Here is an 18519-nt window from a genome sequence, read left to right on the forward strand (position 1 = left end):
TACCGCGCTCTCGTCACGGAACCTCAGAGCACGCCGTGTCGGGGCGGGTGGGTGCCGCTGAGGGTCCATCGGCCGATGTGCTGCAGCTTCCAGCGCGTCGCGTCGTGCAGGGTGTGGGTGCGTGCATCGCGCCAGTACCGGGACAGGTTCGCGGCTCCCGACGCGCTGCGGGTGCCGCCGAGTTCGAACAGCACGTTCGCGGCCTCGACCGCCGCGCGTGCCGCGGCGACCTTCGCGGTCGCGACGTCGATCGACGCGGCCGCGGTCGATTCAGCGGTCGGGTCGGCGCGGGCGGCGTCGACGGACCGCGCCGCGACGGACAGCAGTGCCTGCGCGGCCCGAACCGTCACCGTCGCCTCGCCGGCGACCTGCACCAGGAGCGGGTCGTCCACCGTCCGTTCGACATTCGCCTCGAAGTGGGGGCGCGCCTTGCCGGCCTGCACGACGCCCTCGCGCAGCGCCCCGGTCGCGATGCCGACGTCGATCGCGGCGTGCACGAGCTGCGCCTGGGCACCGTAGGTGGTGGGCCCGGCAAAGATGGCCGAGTACGGCACCACCGACGACGCGGGCACGGCGACGTGTTCGAGGGTGACGGTGCCACTGGCGGTGGTGCGTTGCCCCATCCCGTCCCAGTCGTCGACGACGGTGACGCCGTCGGCGTCGCGGGGAACGAATGCGATCGCCTTCCCGGTGGTGGCGTCGGGTTCCCCGGGTCCTTCGAAGAGGCTGGCACGCACCAGGATCCAGTCGGCGAACAGGGCTCCGGTGCTGTAGAACTTGCGGCCGGTGAGCCGGTAGTCGGCGCCCTCGCGGGTCAGCACGGTGGTGTCGACGTTGATCGGGTGCGGGCCGCGTTCGCTCTGCGCGTTCGCCAGCAGCATCCCGTCGAGCACCTTGTCGTAGAAGAACCGCTGCTGGCCGGGATCGGCCTGCGTCCTCAGCGCCTCGAGAAAGGTGAAGTGGGACTGAGGGATCTGGCCGATGCTCGGGTCCGCCTCCGCGAGCAGCCGGAAGATCTCCGCGACCGTCTCGAACGGGACGTCGGCGCCGCCGTACTCGGCAGGCACCGTCACCGCCAGCAACCCGGACGCGGCGAGCTGCCGGACCTGCTCGTGCGGCAACCCGCGTTCGGCGTCCCGCCGGCCGGCGTCGACCGCGAACCCTGCCGCGAGTTCGGCGGCGACGCGCAGCGCGTCCTCGGCGGTCGCGATCCGGGTCGCGACCGGGACGGCGGTCACCGTGCGCCCGCGGCCAGGAACGGCACGTTGCCGGTTCCGGCCACGTCGACACCCCCGGCGAACAGGCCCCGCTTGCTCAGGATCGGCAGCACGCCCTCGCCGAACCAGTACAGCTCCTCGAGGTGCGGGTAGCCGGAGAGGACGAATTCGTCGATGCCGAGCGCCGCGTACTCGGCGATCCGGTCGGCGACCTCGGTGTGGCTGCCGACGAGGGCGGTGCCGGCTCCGCCGCGCACCAGCCCGACACCGGTCCACAGGTTGGGTGCGACCTCGAGGTTGCGGGCGTCGCGCCAGTCGCCGCTGTTCCGGTTGCCCTCGTGCAGGGCGAGCATGCGCTTCTGGCCCTCCGACTCGCTGCGGGCGAGTCCCGCCTGAGCGGACGCGACGGTCTCGGGACCGAGCGCGGCGACGAGCTTGTCGGCCTGCGCCCACGCCTCCTCGGAGGTGTCGCGGGTGATGACGTGCAGCCGGATACCGAACCGGACGGTGCGGCCGCGGGCGGCGGCGAGGTCGCGGATCCAGGCGATCTTCTCCGCGACGGCGGCCGGGGGCTCGCCCCAGGTGAGGTACACGTCGGAGTGCTCGGCCGCGACCGGGCCCGCCGCGGCGGACGACCCGCCGAAGTACAGCGGCGGCACCGGGTTGGGCAGCGTCGCCAGCGCCGCGTCCTCGACGTGGATGTGCGTCCCGTTGTGGGTGACGGTCTCGCCGGCCCACAGTCGGCGGACGATGGACAGGAACTCGTCGGCGCGCGCGTACCGGTCGTCCTTGCCGAGGTGGTCGCCGTAGGCCCGCTGCTCGTGCGCCTCGCCGCCGGTGACGACGTTGAGAAGGATCCGGCCGGGCGCGTGCAGGGAGAACGTCGCCGCCATCTGCGCGGCCAGGGTGGGACTGATCAGTCCCGGCCGGAATGCGACGAGGAACGCGAGCCGCTCGGACTCACGCGCGACCATGGCGGTGGTCAGGAACGCGTCCTCGCACCAGGCCCCGGTCGGGGTGAGCGCGCCGGTGAACCCGAACTCCTCCGCGGCTCGCGCGATCGACGACAGGTAACCGATGCCGGCTCTGCGGTCTCCACCCGCCGCGCCGGCGGGAGTGCCGTGGCCCCCGCCGACGATGAGGCGGCTGTCGCCGTAGGTGGGCAGGAACCAGTGGAACGCAAGTGACATGTCCCCGCACGTTAGGGCCCGAGGCGAGGCGACCCGAGGGTTGTGCTCACCGTGATCGAAACCCTGGCCTGCCTCCGCACCGTCTGTCCGACGCCGCGACCTGCGCTTCCCCACCCCCGGCTGAAGGTGGCATTCGTTCGCACCAACGAGCCGAAGGCCACCTTCAGCCGAAGCGGGTGGGGTCGGGTGGGGTGGGCGGGTGTCAGCGGGTGGGGCGGGTGTCACCAGCGACGTGCCCGCACCCGCAGGTCGCGGGCGAGGTGATCGCGCTGCTCGACGACGAGCCGGCGCAGGGCACCGGGTGCGTCGGTGTTCGCGTCGAGCCAGGCGTCGACCTTCTCGAGCGAGTTCGCGGCGGGGAAGAGTCCGACGACGATCCGCTTGGCGATCTCGATGCTCCGCTGCTCCCAGATGCCGTCGATGGCGGCGAAGTAGCGGGCGTCGTATTCGGCGATCAGGTCACGCCGGTCGCCGGCGCGGAAGCCGCCGATGGTGGCGTCGAGATGGTCGTTGGTCAGCGTCGCGTCGGTCAGTGCCGCGGTCCACGCGGCGGCCTTGACGTCGCCCTCCGGTCGAGCGGCCAGCGCACGCCGCAGCGCGGTGCGCCCGGACGCGGTGTCGTCGCGGGCCAGTTCGGTCTCCAGGTTCGTTTCGTCGGCGTGACCGGTGGCGGACAGCGCGGTCCAGAAGGCCCACCGCAGGTCCGGGTCGAGCCGGAGTCGCTCGGGTGCGGACGCGGCGCTGTCGAGCATGTCCCGTATCTCGGTGGCCCGGCGGTCGTCGACGGTCGCCGCGGCCGCCGTCGCGCGGGCGAACGCCAGCTGGGTCCCCGAACCCGGTTCCGCGTCCCACAGTGCCGCCCAGCAGGATTCGAGCCACTCCCCCCGCCACCGGTCCCGGTCCGCGGACTTCAGGTAGTGCCCGATCGCGAACGCGGCGTTCGTCAGGGCGGACGCGAGCAGAGCGGTGTTCGTCTCGGCCGGTGCGAAACGCCGGGCCATCCCGAGGTACCGGTTCGGGTCGAGTTCGCCGTCGCGCGTCGCGTTCCACAGGGCCGACCAGATCAGTCCCCGGGCCAACGGGTCGGTCACCCGATCCAGCGAGGCCTCGACCGTGCGGACGGAGAGTCCACCGAGCCGGACCTTCGCGTACGTCTGATCGCCGTCGTTGAGCAGCACCAGCGGCGTCTCGGTCAGCTCGACCGGCGTCCGGGGACCCGCGATGTCGACGGTCAGCCGCCGAGTGAGCACCAGCGAACCGGAGTCGTCGAAGTCGTAGAGCCCGACCCCGAGAGTGTGCGGCCGCGGATCGGTCTGCACGATCTCGTACCGCTTGCCGCGCCGCTCGAGCGTCAGTGTCGACATCCCGGTGGTCTGCAGCCACGCCCGCGCCCAGGCCTCGAGGTCGCGACCCGACGCCGCCGACAGTTCGGTCAGCAGGTCCGCGAGAGTGGTGTTGCCGTAGGCGTGTTCCCGGAAGTAGCGGCGGGACGCGGCGAAGAAGGCGTCCCGCCCGACGTGCGCGACGAGTTGCTTGAGCACGCTGGCGCCCTTGGCGTAGGTGATGCCGTCGAAGTTGAGTTTCGCGGCCTCGAGGTCGACGATGTCGGCGACGATGGGGTGTGTCGTCGGCAGCTGGTCCTGCGAGTACGCCCACGCCTTACGGCGATTCGCGAACGCCACCCACGCATCGGTCCAGCGGGTGGCCTCGGCGCTGGCGAGCGCTCCCATGTAGTCGGCGAAGGACTCCTTGAGCCACAGGTCGTCCCACCACTGCATGGTCACGAGGTCGCCGAACCACATGTGCGCCATCTCGTGCAGGATCGTGTTGGCGCGGCCCTCGTACTGGGCGTCGGTCGCGGCGCCGCGGAACACGTAGGCCTCGGTGAACGTGACGCAGCCCGGGTTCTCCATCGCACCGAGGTTGTACTCGGGTACGAACACCTGGTCGTACTTCCCCCACGGATACGGGAAGTCGAAGTGCTCGGCGAAGAAGTCCAGGCCCTGACGCGTCACCTCGAAGAGGGTGTCGGCGTCGAGGTACTGCGCCAGCGAGGCCCGGCACAGCACTCCGAGCGGAACGGCGAGATCGTCTCGGCTCCAGGATGATTCGACGCGATGGTAGGGGCCGGCGACGATCGCCGTGATGTAGGTGGAGATCGGCAGCGTCGGGGAGAACTCGATGCGCCGGCCGCCACCGGACTCCTCGCGGGTGACGGCAGGGCGGTTGGAGAGCACCTCCCAGTCGGCCGGTGCCGTCACCGCGAACGTGAACGGCGCCTTCATGTTCGGCTGCTCGAAGCACGCGAACACGCGGCGGGCGTCGGCCGGCTCGTACTGCGTGTACAGGTAGGTCTGCCCGTCCACGGGGTCGAGGAAGCGGTGCAGCCCCTCCCCCGAGCGGCTGTAGGCGCCGGTCGCGGTGACCACGACGGTGTTGGAGGCAACGAGCCCGCGCAGCACGATCCGGGCGCCGTCGTACTCGACGTCGACCGGCGCACCGTTGACGGTCACCGATTCCACTCGGGGGCCGAGGAAGTCCAGCCAGGTGACGTCGGCGGTGGCGTCGAACTCCACGGTCGTGGTGGTGCCGAACCCGGGCACGTCCGGGTCCGGGGCGGACGTCAGGTCGAGGTCGACCCGATAGGAGCGGACGGCGACCGCCGCGGCACGCGCGGCGGTCTCGGCACGGGTCAGGTTCGCGGTGCTCACCTCGTCGATCCTGCCAGGCACCCGCGCCCGATGCGCCGCTCGACGGCCCGAGGAAATGTCCTCTCGCGAGGACTACCCCCGGGTTGTGATCCAAGTTACATTGTGGGTTATCGAGTAACGAGCACTGTTATCTCCGCAGCGTGCGAGCCTGCGGCGGACAGACAGTGCCCAGGACGAAAGGCGCCGCGTGAGCAACACCGGTTCTCCGAGCATCCCGTTGACCTGGGTCGAGCAGGTCGCCAAGCACGCACGCAGCCGGCCGCATGAGGCCGCACTGCGGTTCCGTGGTGACACGACGACGTGGAGTGGGCTCGACGACCGCAGCCGCCGTCTGGCGACGGTGCTCGAGCGGGGCGGCATCGGCGCCGGCGACCGGGTGCTGATCCTCGTCACCAACCGGCCCGAATTCGTCGAGGCGCTCGTCGCCGTGAACCGCCTGGGTGCGATCGCCGTTCCGGTCAACTTCCGTCTCGCCGCAGGTGAGGTCGCTTTCCTCGCCGAGAACTCCGGATCGCGTGCGGTGATCGTGGAGGAGGTCCTGGCGCCGCTCGTCGCCGAACTGCGGGTGGACGGCACGACACTGCAGTCCTGCCTGGTCGTCGGCGACGACGCCACCCCCGCGGGCCCCGGAGCGGAGCTGTACGAGAACGTCCTCACCTCCACAGAGCCGCACGCGGCCACGGGCCCGACCGATCTGGCCGCCTGCGCGATGATCATGTACACCTCCGGGACGACCGGGCGCCCGAAGGGCGCGATGCTCTCGTACCAGAACCTGCTCGCCCAGACCATCACCCTGGTCCGCGCCTTCCGCCTGCTCGGCGACGACGAGGTCGGGGCGATCACCTCCCCGATGTTCCACATCGCGGCGGTCGGCGCGCTCGTGCCCAACCTCGTCCTCGGCTACACGTCCGTCATCACCCCGACGGGCGCGTTCGACCCGGAGGCGTTCCTCGACCTGATCGAATCCGAACGCGTCACCACCGCCTTCCTCGTCCCGGCGCAGTGGCAGATCGTCGCCGCCAGCCCGACCGTCGCCAACCGAAAGCTGAGCCTGCGCAGCATCTCCTGGGGCGCGGCGCCCGCGACACCCGCGGTCCTGCGCGCCATGGCCGAGGCCTTCCCGGGGGTGCCGAACGTGTGCACCTTCGGACAGACGGAGATGTCACCCGTGACCACGGTGCTGCCCGGTGAGGACGCGATCGACAAGATCGGCTCGATCGGCAAGCCCGTTCCACTGGTCGACGTGCGGGTGGTGGACGCGGAGATGAACGACGTCCCCCGAGGCGCCGTCGGCGAGATCGTGTACCGCGGTCCGCAGACGATGATCGGCTACTGGGACAACCCGGAGGCGACGCGAAACGCGTTCGACGGCGGCTGGTTCCACTCGGGTGACCTCGTCCGCGTCGACGAGGACGGCTTCTACTTCGTCGTCGACCGGCTCAAGGACATGATCATCTCCGGCGGGGAGAACATCTACTGCGCCGAGGTCGAGGCCGTCATCGCGGACCACCCGAAGGTGCGGGAGGTCGCCGTGGTCGGTGCGCCGCACCCGAAGTGGGGTGAAACCCCGATCGCGGTCGTCGTCCCGCACGACGACGGCGACGCACCGGAGCCGCAGGAGCTGATCGAGTTCACCAGCGCCCGGCTCGCGTCGTACAAGAAGCCCACCCAGGTCCTGGTGGTCGACGTGTTGCCGCGCAACGCATCCGGCAAGGTCCTCAAGGCGCCGCTGCGGGACCGGGTCCGGGAACTGCCGGTCGGGTGACCGTGCCCGCGCGGAGTTCCGGGTCGTCCACCGTCGAGATCCAGGCCCTCGCGGTGGCCGGTGAGATCCTGGACCACCTGGCCGATGCGGGCGGGCGACGGTCGGCCGCCGAGATCGCGCGCGCCCTCGGGATGACCCCACCACGGGTGTGGCGTCACCTCAACAGCCTCCAGGCGCTCGGTTTCGTGGACGGGGGGGCCGATCGCGGATTCGTCCTCGGTGGACGCCTGGCCCGGCTCGGTCAGCACGCAGCCGAGGGCCTCGACCTCACCGACGTCGCGCACTCGCGGATGGTGGATCTGCGCGACGAACTGGACGAGTCCGTCTACTTCGCGGTGCCCGGTGAGGGCGGCGGGACCGTGGTGATCTCCCTCGGCGCGGACGGACCGATCTCCCTGCGCCTGTCGCTCGGTGTGGTCTTCCCGTGGCATGCCTCGGCGAGCGGGCGGGTGCTCTCGGCCTTCTCGCCGCAGCGGCTCCTCGGGCGCATGCTGCCCGCCCGGTTGGAGGACGTCGGTCCCGACCCGATCACCGATCTCGCCACGCTGCGTGCACGGCTCGACACGATCCGTACGCGGTTCTACGACGTCTCGGAGCGGGCCGAGGTCCCCCGCATGACGGGCCGGATGCTCCTCAGCGGTATCGCGGCACCGGTCTTCGACCACCGCAGCGGCGTAGTCGGTGCCGTCGGGGTCCTCACCGGGGCCGCTGACGAGCAGGCGCTCAGCGCCCCGCCGATCCGAGACCCGCTGTTCCGGTGCGTCGCCGGGATCTCCTCTGCGCTGGGATCGACCCGATGGGAGGAGTCCGGGATTCTCCCGGACCACGGGCCGGGACCGTAGGCGGAACCGCGCGCTGTCAGCGCGCGCCCTCGGTGTCGTCGAAGAACGCCACCCCCGGAAGATGGCCCCCCGTTCGGGGGAGGTCGCGCCCGGGAAACCGTCATAGCATCGAACCGGAGACGACTGGAAGAGGTGCACCATGGACGATGCCGTCCGGACCGACGTCGACGCCCGGTCGGGCGTCGGCACCATCACCCTCAACCGACCGCAACAGCGGAACCCGTTGTCCAGCAGCACCATGCGGCTGGTGACGGCGGCGTTGCGGATGTTCGGCGGCGACAGCTCGGTGCGGGCGGTCGTGATCGCCGCGGACGGGCCGGTGTTCTCCGCGGGCCACGACCTGTCCGAGATGGTCGACCGCACCCTCGAGGAGGAGCAGGCGATCTTCGACGTGTGCGTCGAGATGATGGATGCCGTGCAGCAGATCCCGCAGCCGGTGATCGCCGCCGTCCAGGGTCCGGCGATCGCGGCGGGCTGCCAACTCGCGGCGTCGTGCGACCTCGTCGTGGCGGCCGATTCGGCGGTGTTCGGCACTCCCGGCGTCCGGATCGGTCTGTTCTGCTCGACGCCGATGGTCGCGCTGAGCCGGGCAGTGGGACGCAAGCGCGCCATGCAGATGCTGCTGACCGGCGACACCATCGACGCCCACACCGCCGCCGACTGGGGCCTGGTCAACGTGGTCGTCGCCCCCGCCGACCTCGATGCGCAGGTCCGGGCACTGGCCACCCGAATCACCAGCGCGAGCCCGCTGACCCTCCAGATCGGCAAGCAGGCGTTCTACCGTCAGATCGACCTGCCGCAGGACGAGGCCTACGCCGCGATGGCCGGGACGATGGCGACCAACGCCGTCACCTGCGATGCCCAGGAGGGCATGAGCGCGTTCCTCGAGAAGCGGACCCCGGTGTGGCTGGGAAAGTGACACGCGCGTCCAGGTGACGACACGCGGGGGCGCGGGTACCGCCGTTCCCGACTCGCACGGTTCTAGCCTGGGGTCCTGGCCCTGAAAACGGAGAGAGAGGCTCTCACCAATGGCACTGCCCACCCTGACCCCCGAACAGCGCGCGGCTGCCCTCGAGAAGGCCGCTGCGTCCCGCAAGGCCCGCTCGGAGCTGCGGGAGAACCTCAAGTCCGGCAAGGTCACCTTCGTCGAGGTCCTCGACAAGGCGGACACCGACGAGCTCGTCGGCAAGACAAAGGTGCTCTACCTGCTCGAGTCACTGCCGAAGGTCGGCAAGGTCAAGGCCCGTGAGCTCGCGGAGTCGGTCGGGATCGCCGAGACGCGCCGCGTCTCCGGTCTCGGCGCCCGCCAGCGCGCCGACCTGATCGCCAAGCTCGCCTGATCGACTCCGCGCCGTGAGCCCGGCATCGCCCGCCGATGCCGGGCTCACGCGTGTCCGTGGCACTCGGTCGACGCTGCGCACGCTCGATTCACGCTGATTGCAACCGGCGCGCTCCCGCGCGGACTACGGCAATCTCTACCGATGACCGAGGTCCGTCGACAGGAGGGTGCCGCATGAGTGCACGGGAAGAACTGAACACCGACGTTCTCGTCATCGGGGGTGGCCCGGCCGGGACGTGGGCGGCGCTGCGGGCCGCGCAGGCCGGCGCCGACGTCGTCCTCGTCGACAAGGGATACTGCGGCACGAGCGGCGCCACCGCACCGTCGGGGACCGGCGTCTGGTACGTCGCGCCCGACCGGGATGCGCGGGATCGGGCCAAGGCCGACCGCGAAGCGCTCGGCGGGTACCTCGCCGACCACCGGTGGATGGACCGGGTACTCGACCAGACGTACGAGAACATGAACCTCCTCGGCGACGAGGGCCGGTATCCGTTCCCCGTCGATCCCGACACGGGCGGCCAGATCCGCACCGGTCTCCAGGGCCCGGAGTACATGCGCCGGATGCGCACGTGGATCCGGCGGGCCGGCGTCCGCATCCTCGACCACTCGCCGGCGTTGGAGCTGCTCGTCGACGCCGACGGCCGGGTGCGCGGCGCGGACGGGCACCGGCGGCAGGAGAACCGCGACTACCGGGTGACCGCCGGGGCCGTCGTCCTCGCGAGCGGCGGCTGTGCACTGCTCGCCGGGGCCCTCGGCACCAACGTCGACACCGGTGACGGTGCACTGATGGCCGCCGAGGTCGGCGCCTCCTTCTCCGGTATGGAGTTCTCCAACGCCTACGCGATCGCGCCGGCCGGGTCGTCCGTCACGAAGACCGCCTACTACGGTTACGCGACCTTCTTCCACGCCGACGGCCGGACCCTCGAGGGAGCGGGTTCCGCTCGGGGCCGGTCGGTGATCGCGCAGACGCTGCTGTCCGAGCCGGTGTTCGCGCAGCTCGACCGGGCGGACCCGCAGACGCAGCGGCTGATGCGGCTCGGTCAGCCGAATTTCTTCCTGCAGTTCGACCGGCGCGGCATCAACCCGTTCACCGACCGGTTCGAGGTGACCCTGCTGGCCGAGGGCACGGTGCGCGGCACCGGCGGCATCGACATCGTCGACGACACGTGCGCGACCAGCGTGCCGGGCCTGTTCGCCGCGGGTGACGCCGCGACCCGCGAACGCATCTGCGGCGGCTTCACCGGCGGGGGCAGTCACAACGCGGCGTGGGCGATGTCGTCGGGCAGTTGGGCGGGGACGGGCGCGGCACGGTTCGCGCGGTCGGTCCGCCGGGCGCCGGCGGGCAACCTGCGTCCGGCCGGTCGGGCGGGCCTGCGGCCCACCGGTTCCCGGACGCTGGACGCGGCCGCCGTGGTGGCGGCCGCGCAGGACGAACTGATCCCGTACGAGAAGAACTTCCTCCGCGACGGACCACGGGTCCGTGCTGCGCTCGACGAACTCGAATCACTCTGGACCGCAGTGGGATCCGGACTCGGCGGACAGAGCGGCGAACAGAGGATCCGGTCCCGTCAGGCCGCCGCGATCACCGCCGTCGGACGGTGGATGTACCACTCGACGCTGGCCCGCACCGAGAGTCGCGGCATGAGCAAACGGGCCGACCACCCGGATCTCGATCCGGCACAGCACCACCACGTCCTCACCGGTGGACTCGACGAGGTGTGGACGCGACCGGCACCGCTGCGCTCGGCGCGATTGCAGGTCGCGTCGTGATCGAGAAGGTCCTCGCGGACGCCTGCATCGGCTGCGACAAGTGCGTCGACGCGTGCCCCACCAACGTGTTCGACCGCACCGAGACCGGTGTTCCGGTGATCGCCCGGCAGTCCGACTGCCAGACCTGCTTCATGTGCGAGGCGTACTGCCCGACCGACGCCCTCTACGTGCATCCGCTGTCCACGCCGCTGGACGCCGGCCACGCCATCGCGGTCGACCAGATCGGCCGCTACCGCGCGGACCTCGGGTGGGGCCGGGGACGCGCACCGGGCGCAGCCGTGGCGGTCGGCCCGCGAATCCCCCACGGCGACCTGCCGCCGCGCCTGTCCGACGAGGTGCTGCGCGCCTGATGCTGGGCTCCGCCCAGTGGTGCACTTACGGACGTCCCGGGGTCCGAAAGTGCACCACTGCGCGAAGCGCATCACACGGGGCCCGGCGTCCCCCTCGGACGCCGGACCCCGTGTCTCGCAGCCGGCTCCGCACCACCCCGGTGTTCGGGAGCCGGTCGATCAACCCTGCGGTCGGGCGACACGCGTGTCGATGCCGGACCTCCCGAAGGCTTCTGTCACAGACTGTCACAAGTGCGGCCGAAACGCTCCCATTGGATTCGCCGAGATTCGAACCCACGGGTCGCGCCGGGCCGCCGGGCACTGCCGCCAGCCCGGCACCCCGGCAGGCGGCGGGTCAGCGGTCGGCGTCGGTGTAGCGAATGATGCCCCGAATGTTGCGTCCCTCCAACATGTCCCGGTAGCCCTCGTTGACCTGCTCGAGCCGGTACTGCCGGGTGACCATGTCGTCGAGGTTGAGCTTGCCGAGCTTGTACAGCGACAGCAGCTGCGGGATGTCGTAGTGCGGGTTGGCGCCGCCGAAGATGGTCCCCTGCAGGTTCTTCTGCAGCAGCGTCAGCATGGACAGGTTGAGCGTCACCTTGTTGTCGAGGAGGCTGCCCATCGCGGTCAGCACCACCGTGCCCGCCTTGGACGTGATGCCCATCCACGCGTCTACCTCCTCGCCGTGCACCTCACCGACGGTGACGATAGTCTTCCGGGCCATGCCGCCCGCGGTGATCTCGGCTACCGCGGCGGTCGCCTCCTCGACCGAGGAGAAGGCGTGGGTGGCACCGAACTTCAATGCCTGCTCGCGTTTCCACTCGACCGGGTCGACGGCGAAGATGTAGCGGGCTCCGGAGTTGACCACGCCCTGCAGTGCCGAGAAGCCCACGCCGCCGAGACCGATGACCGCGACATCCTCGCCGGGCTTGACCTGTGCGGTGTGGGTGGCCGAGCCGTAGCCGGTGGTGACGCCGCAGCCCACCAGGCACGCGACCTCGAACGGGATCGACGGGTCGATCTTCACCACGGAACTCTTGTGGACGACCAGGTACGGCGAGAAGGTGCCGAGCAGTGTCATCGGGTAGACGTTCTGCCCCCTGGCCTGGACCCGGAACGAACCGTCGCTCACCGACGCGCCACCGAGCAGGTACGCGCCGAGGTCGCAGAGATTGCGCAGCCCGGCCTGACAGGACGGACACTTGCCGCACGAGGGGATGAACGACATCACGACGTGGTCGCCGGGGGCGATGTCCTCGACGCCCGGTCCGACCTCGGTGACGATGCCCGCTCCCTCGTGTCCTCCGAGCACGGGGAAGCCGGCCATCGGGATGCCGCCCGTGACCAGGTGGTGGTCGGAATGGCACATTCCCGACGCTTCCATCTGGACCTTGACCTCGTCCTTGTGCGGATCGCCGATCTCGATCTCCTCGATCGACCATGGCTGATTGAATTCCCAGATCAACGCGCCCTTGGTCTTCATCTGCACACCTGCTCTCGTCGTCCACAGTCGGCACAACCAGCCTAGACACCCCTTCGGACTGGTGTCCGAACATTGGGGATCAAGCCTGTGCAGTCGCGGCCGTGATGGCGGGCAGACGGTCAGCGGGGGTCGGTCCGCGTCACCAACCGGGGTTTGATCGGAGATGCCGTCGCATCCGGAATCGGGCGAGGCCCTCGTCGCCGTCGACCATGGCCTCGACGATGGCATCGAGTTCCGCGTGGTCCGCACGCGCCGGTTCCGTCTCGTGTGAGGGATCGACAGGTCGAGCCCCACTGCCGTACTCGTCCCAGAGGACGGCCAGGATGGATCGGAACATCGTCAACACCGGGTCGCCGCTCAGGGTGGCGACCCGGTCGCGGAGGTGAGTGCTGTAGCGGCTGGACTCCGATTCTTCCCTGTGCCGATCCGTCCGGAGTTCCGCCTCGTCGAGCGCACCGAACCGCATTGCAGCTGTGAGACAACTCAATTCGATCTCGTCGCGCACCGAGCGGAGGTGCTCGAGCGTCACTCCGCGGAAGTCCAGGCAGAGGGCGGCCGTCCGGATGCTGGACGTAGGGTCGGGCTCGAGAACGACGAGGCCACCTCCCGGGCCCGGGCGCATCCGAGCCACGCTGTAGTGCTCGAGGATGCGAACCGATTCGCGGAACACTGAGCGGCTCACCCCATAGCGCGACACGAAATACGATTCCGACCCGAGCACTTCGCCGACGCTTCTGCCTTCCCTGAAGATGTCGTCACGGATGCGGCCTGCGACGGGACCGGCCAGCTTCCTTTCCCGTGGCCATTCGTCCGGGCCCGGTTCCATCGGCCCGACCGCGGTGCTCTCACCGGGAACCGGGTGGACGAAGCGACTCAACCAGGTGGCACTTCTGTCGAGGTGGTCCCGGAGCTCGTTCTCTGCTCGACCGCCGACGCCTGCGATTATGGCTTCCGCAATTGCCAGGTGTTGCCGGGCGGCGGCGCTGCCTTCCTCCTCCGTGTTCGCAATTCCTCGTACGCGTTCTGTGTACGTTTTCGTCAAACTGACCAGAATGTTCGTGTACAGCTCGAGCACCGGGTTCCCGGAGAGACGACCCAGCGCGAGGTGGAAGTCCTCGGGGAGAACGCCGCCTTCACCGTCTGCAATCGACCTGAGCTCGCGGAGCCCGCTTTCGGTCAACGAGTCCGAAACGGCCTCCATCGCCATCCGTTCGATCACGAAACGGGCGTTGGCAACCTGCTCCACAGTCGCCCCGGCGTATTCCAGATAGATGACGAGCCCGCGAATGGCCGGTGTCGGATCCGGGGTACCGACGACAAGACCCCCGCCCGGGCCCTGCCGCATGTGGACCACACGGGAATGCTCCAGAACCCGGATCGCTTCGCGGAGGGTCGACCGGGACACCCCGAACTGCTCACGCAGCGCCGTTTCGGAGCCGAGGACCTCGCCGACCGGCCACCGTCGTTCGATGATCTCGCGTTCGATACGTCGGGCAACTTGGACGGCGAGCTTCTCGGTTGCAGGTGCAGCCGGTGCGCTCACCTCCTGAATATGCATCTGCCAGGAACTCCTGTTCTACTCGGTCCGAGCAAGAGCGCTCACGATATCGCGCGCAATGCGGGGCCGACAGCGGTCACTTCGGAGGGCCGAGAACCGACGGCCCCACCACGCGCCGTCGAGTGCGAGCCAGACGTCGTCGAGGCATGAACGCTCGGTCCAAGCGGTACTTCTCCGACACCTGCTCTGGAGGGACGTCGCCTTCGAATCAGACCGGCCCGCCGATTCCCCGGATCGTCGACTGCTGTCATGGCAGACCACCTCCCCGACGTGACACTCAACCGTGCACTGTCCACGTGAAACCTGGGCTCAACCATATCCGGTCGGCATATCCCCGCCGATTGCCTTGCGGCGGTTTCGGATTGTCCATGCCCGGTTCCATCAAACGGAACGGACAGTGCGGAAAGCCGGTCGACGTGTCTTACGCTGAGCCCGCAACGGTGTGATACAGATCTCGGCGACAGGTTGTCGATCGAGTTCGGTAGCGGTGTCACCGAATCGTCCTCACGTCGTGGCCGTAGCCCGAACCCCGGGCCATCGACCTTTCCTCGCAATACCGCCCGGCGCCTCGCCCGAGCGCGAACAACCGGCGAGCCGGCCACATGCACTCGCCCCCGTCCCCAGGAGGAAGACTGATGCCACTACCCACACCGAAGTCGGGCGAGGTACCGGGACTGACCCAGGGTTGGACCGCCCGAATGATTGTCGGAATGGTTCTCATGTCGGCAGTGCTCGAAGCGCTGTCGCTGGGCAACAGCATGGTCTCGATCGGTCTGCCCAACATTCTGAAGGAGTTTCCGACGACGCAGGGCGGTTGGTTGATGACCGTCTACTTCCTCGTCGGTGCGGTGTGCGCGCCGATCCTCGGTAAGGCCGCCGACCTCTACGGCAAGCGGCGGGTGCTGTTGGCCACCATGGCGGTGTCCGGAGTCGGTGCCCTCGTCTGTGCCGTGGCTCCGAGCTTCGCGGTCCTGCTGATCGGTCGCATCCTCCAGGGCCCCATCCTTGCCACTCTCTCGTTGATCCCGTCCTTCATCCGCGACATCTACCCACCGAAGCAGGCCGCCTTTGCGGCGAGTATCACCGTGACCGGCATGGGCGCCTTCACCATCGCCGCACCGACGGTCATCGGCTGGCTGCTCGAAAACTGGGGTTTCCGCGGGATGTTCCTGTTCGATGCGGTCTGGACCCTGGGCCTGTGCCTGGCAATCTTCGTGACCCTGCCCGAGTCGGACAATCGCCGCGAGGCAAAGCCGGACATCGTCGGTGGCCTGATTCTGGTCGCAGCCGTAGTCCCAGTGCTGCTCTACGTCAGCATGGGCCGGACCTGGGGCTGGGTCGCGGCCTCACCGCTGCTGCTCGTCGGCATAGTCCTGGGTTTCGTGTTCGTGCGGCGCGCACGCACAGCGGAGGAGCCCATCATCAAACTCTCGCTCTTCCGCCGTAAGTCCCTCGTCTTCGTGGCCTTCGCCGGCGCGGTGTGCTATTCGGTCTCGGCTGCGACCTACCAGCTGGTCCCCCTGCTTGCAATGACCTCGCGGGACAACGGAGTCACCTACGGTCTCGGGTTGAACACCCTGGAGTTTTCGAGCATCGCCACCCCGAAGCAGCTCGCGACCGTCCTCGGTGGCGTCGTGATCGGTGTCCTGCTGGCGCGGGGGCGTAACCCTCGGATCTTCCTGTCTCTGGGGCTGGCGCTGTTCGCGGCGTCGTTGGTGTCGTTTGCGTTGGCGCACGACACCTTCGCCACGGTGATGGTCGGTAGCCTCCTGCTCGGTCTCGCCGGTGGCGTGTCCACCGCCGCGGTCCCGAACCTGGTGATGCGTGCTACGCCCGCCGGCGATCAGGGGTCGACGGCCGGCACCGTGCAGCTGTGCACAACGGGTGCCTCGTCGATTCTCCCGGTCGTGATGTTCGCCGTGCTCGCTCCGTACATGGTCCCGGCCCCTGAGGGCGGCATCTTCTATCAGGACCAGGGCATCACCAAGTGGCTGTGGATCTCGGCTGCGCTGTGTGTCGTCGCCCTCGTCGTCGGTGTCACGGTTCTCCGTGAGCGGCGCGGAGAGACCATCGAGGAGTTCTCGGTCGATGCTCCGGAAACGAACGCGGGCGCAGTCGATGAGGTGTCGTCGAGTTCCGGCAGATCGGAATGAACCCGACAGTCGACCTTGATCCCATCTCGGACGGTCCGAGAATCATTCCCGAGGTGGATCAGCACGGAGTGCTGGTGCTCGCGCGTCGAGTCGAACTCGGGGTTCCAGACCAGGAGGAAGGCTGCTTGTCGCGCGGCTTCACTCGGGCAGCACTTCGGTTGAACGACAGCATCTTGTCCCGGGCGGGTGGCCACGTTGGAAATGGAGCAGGTGATGACAGTTCAGCAGTCCGAACGGAATTCCGGTGAGACGAGCACTATGGCTCGCGACGGTGATGCGAAGCTCGGTGTCAACATGCCCGCACTGGATGACGGTCCGGTCGCAGACACCTGGGCGAGGCCGGTGACGCCAGGCGACGAGCAGTACAGCGCCTACGGCGACATGGTTGCCAGACTGCGCGATTTCCTGGACTACGTCACTGCTGCCCGGCCGGACACCGAAACCCTGGCCGCGCTGCGTGCCGATCTGGAGCGTTGGGGTCACCAGCTCGCACCGATGGCCGTTCCGGAACGTGATCAGGTGTTCGGCCATCTGCGGGATCAGCACGGGCGAGGTCAGACGATGTCGCCGGCCTTCGTCGTCAAGAATGCCGACCGCGACAACGTATGGGGGACGGTCCGATTCGGCCGCTACTTCCTGGGCGGCAACGGAGCAGTGCACGGTGGCGCAATACCACTGTTCTTCGACGAGGTCCTGGGCCGGTTGGCGAACTCGGCGGACCGGACACAGTCCCGAACCGCCTACCTGCACACCGACTTCCGATCTGTCACCCCCGTCGGCACAGAACTCACTGTGCACGGATGGTTCGTCAGGGAGGAGGGGCGGAAGCGGATCGTTCGCGCCGAACTGCGCGACGGCGACGTGGTGTGCGCAGAGGCGGAAGGATTGTTCGTCATCCTCAATCCCGGTCAGCCCTGAGCCTTGAAAGGTTCGCCGGCACAGTGACTGCGGCCTGGTAGCGAGGGCGGATTACGACCCGCCCTCGCTACTTTGCGTTGGCACTCCGAGGGACAGTCGGGCTACACGGCGACACGACATCACATCCACGCATCAACCCGAGTGTTGCGGTAGTTCGCGTTGGCTATGGCGGAGGCCGTGCTCACCACTGCCTCCGCGGCGACACCCCAGCGGGTTCGACCCGATACACCGGTGAGCGAGATCGCGCCGAGTGTCTCGCCGGGCCTTCCGATCGGAGCCGCGACACAACAGAGTTCCTCGTGCAGCTCACCGCGGTCGTATGCAACACCGGTCTTGCGAATCTGACCGAGTTCGGAGCGAAGGGCGAATGGCTCGGTGATCGTGTTCGCAGTTCTGCGTGGCATCGGCGAGGCCAGGATCGTACGGAGGGCGTCGTCGTCGTAAGCCGCCATGGCCTTTCCGAGTGCAGTGCAGTAGGCCGGAAGACGACTTCCTCGATGCGCCGTGAGGCGACTCGACCCGGCAGTGACCTTACCGAGATGCACGACCTCACCCTGGTCGAGGACTCCGAGGTGTGCTGACATTCCAGTCTTGGCTGCGAGCGCCACCAGGTGCGGCAATGCCACTTCGTAGAGTCGGTTTTCCGCGATGGCCAGGCTTCCCAATTCGAACATGCGCATGCCGACTCGATATCCGCCGGCGTCGCGTGCCAGCCATCCGACCTGGCAGAGTTGGTCCGCCATCCGGTGCAGTGTGGACTTCGGGAGGCCGGTGCGCTCACTCAGGCCACCCAGGCCGAGGACCTGTTGGTTGCCGTCGAAAGCCCCCATGATCGACGCGATCCGTCCGAAAACGGTTCGTTCCGAGTTCTGCCGGCTGCTTCTCGTTGTGGTGTGGCTGCCGGTGATCGAGCCGGCGGGTCCGCTCCCCAGTGACTCGTCGGTCAGGCCGATCTCGGTTGCGGAGGTAACCAAGTTCAGTGTCGACGGCATCGCCCACCACCTTCCATTTAGTCCACTTGTTTCAGATACCTCAGGCATAAAGCGCAGGAACAGCGCTTCAGCCTGCTGCAGGCGTCTCATTAAGTGTACTTGAATCCGTGTAGGCAGGATCACACCCAGGGTGACGGCCTGTCAAGTGGCGCTCGCGGAGGGCGTGTGCGGCTCGGCCCGCCACCGCTACGCGGCATTGGAACTGCGCGATCTGCGCGGCCGCGCGATGAGCAAGCCCTCGAGACGCCCCGC

General features: G+C 68.8%; 14 protein-coding genes. 8 read left to right on the top strand and 6 right to left on the bottom strand.

The annotated features are described in order from the left end of the window. Window positions 1-23 precede the first annotated feature (23 nt). From ACFYVR_RS24030 to pepN, 3 genes are all read right to left on the bottom strand, one after another. Window positions 24-1238, bottom strand: a complete 1215-nt coding sequence (locus ACFYVR_RS24030; RefSeq protein ID WP_387477964.1) for an SfnB family sulfur acquisition oxidoreductase — start codon at window positions 1236-1238, stop codon at window positions 24-26. Next, window positions 1235-2407 (bottom strand): LLM class flavin-dependent oxidoreductase, encoded by a 1173-nt coding sequence (locus ACFYVR_RS24035; RefSeq protein WP_387477966.1) that lies wholly within the window; start codon window positions 2405-2407, stop codon window positions 1235-1237. Before ACFYVR_RS24035 ends, ACFYVR_RS24030 begins: the two co-directional genes overlap by 4 nt. A gap of 221 nt (window positions 2408-2628) precedes the next feature. Further along, the gene (gene pepN, locus ACFYVR_RS24040) at window positions 2629-5118 is read right to left on the bottom strand and encodes an aminopeptidase N (protein ID WP_387477968.1); all 2490 of its coding nucleotides are present in this window, start codon (window positions 5116-5118) and stop codon (window positions 2629-2631) included. Between the two features lie 187 nt (window positions 5119-5305). Here pepN and ACFYVR_RS24045 point away from each other — a divergent pair, with 187 nt between their 5' ends. The 6 genes from ACFYVR_RS24045 to ACFYVR_RS24070 all read left to right on the top strand — a co-directional run bounded on the left by ACFYVR_RS24045 (window position 5306) and on the right by ACFYVR_RS24070 (window position 11184). Beyond that, window positions 5306-6883: a long-chain-fatty-acid--CoA ligase gene (locus ACFYVR_RS24045; protein ID WP_387477970.1), complete on the top strand. Its 1578-nt coding sequence runs from the start codon at window positions 5306-5308 to the stop codon at window positions 6881-6883. Beyond that, window positions 6880-7725, top strand: a complete 846-nt coding sequence (locus ACFYVR_RS24050) for an IclR family transcriptional regulator (protein WP_387477972.1) — start codon at window positions 6880-6882, stop codon at window positions 7723-7725. The genes ACFYVR_RS24045 and ACFYVR_RS24050 overlap by 4 nt, the downstream gene beginning before the upstream one ends. A 139-nt stretch (window positions 7726-7864) precedes the next feature. Further along, entirely contained in the window at window positions 7865-8644 is a 780-nt protein-coding gene (locus ACFYVR_RS24055) for an enoyl-CoA hydratase (RefSeq protein ID WP_387477974.1), read from the top strand. 109 nt (window positions 8645-8753) lie between these two features. After that, window positions 8754-9065 carry an integration host factor, actinobacterial type gene (gene mihF / locus ACFYVR_RS24060; protein ID WP_387477977.1) on the top strand — a complete coding sequence of 104 codons (312 nt, stop codon included), beginning with the start codon at window positions 8754-8756 and terminating at the stop codon, window positions 9063-9065. Window positions 9066-9238: 173 nt separating this feature from the next. Then, window positions 9239-10834, top strand: coding sequence for an FAD-dependent oxidoreductase (locus ACFYVR_RS24065; RefSeq protein ID WP_387477979.1), 1596 nt, complete (start codon window positions 9239-9241; stop codon window positions 10832-10834). Next, entirely contained in the window at window positions 10831-11184 is a 354-nt protein-coding gene (locus tag ACFYVR_RS24070; protein WP_387477981.1) for a 4Fe-4S binding protein, read from the top strand. The genes ACFYVR_RS24065 and ACFYVR_RS24070 overlap by 4 nt, the downstream gene beginning before the upstream one ends. Before the next feature lie 334 nt (window positions 11185-11518). Here the strand turns inward: ACFYVR_RS24070 and ACFYVR_RS24075 are convergent, their stop codons facing one another. Continuing rightward, on the bottom strand, window positions 11519-12646 hold the full coding sequence (locus ACFYVR_RS24075) for an NDMA-dependent alcohol dehydrogenase (RefSeq protein ID WP_387477983.1): 1128 nt from the start codon (window positions 12644-12646) through the stop codon (window positions 11519-11521). Window positions 12647-12785: 139 nt separating this feature from the next. Next, window positions 12786-14204 (bottom strand): FadR/GntR family transcriptional regulator, encoded by a 1419-nt coding sequence (locus ACFYVR_RS24080; RefSeq protein ID WP_387477985.1) that lies wholly within the window; start codon window positions 14202-14204, stop codon window positions 12786-12788. A gap of 698 nt (window positions 14205-14902) precedes the next feature. On the opposite strand from ACFYVR_RS24080, the gene ACFYVR_RS24085 reads away from it, so the two are divergent. Next, complete coding sequence (locus tag ACFYVR_RS24085; protein ID WP_387477987.1) at window positions 14903-16357, top strand: MFS transporter; 1455 nt, start codon at window positions 14903-14905, stop codon at window positions 16355-16357. A 213-nt stretch (window positions 16358-16570) separates the two neighbouring features. After that, window positions 16571-17275: a PaaI family thioesterase gene (locus ACFYVR_RS24090; RefSeq protein WP_387477990.1), complete on the top strand. Its 705-nt coding sequence runs from the start codon at window positions 16571-16573 to the stop codon at window positions 17273-17275. 119 nt (window positions 17276-17394) lie between these two features. Here the strand turns inward: ACFYVR_RS24090 and ACFYVR_RS24095 are convergent, their stop codons facing one another. Then, window positions 17395-18357 (bottom strand): IclR family transcriptional regulator, encoded by a 963-nt coding sequence (locus ACFYVR_RS24095; protein WP_387477993.1) that lies wholly within the window; start codon window positions 18355-18357, stop codon window positions 17395-17397. Window positions 18358-18519: the final 162 nt, after the last annotated feature.

This window comes from Rhodococcus sp. NPDC003318, assembly GCF_042879035.1.
GTDB lineage: Bacteria > Actinomycetota > Actinomycetes > Mycobacteriales > Mycobacteriaceae > Rhodococcus_G.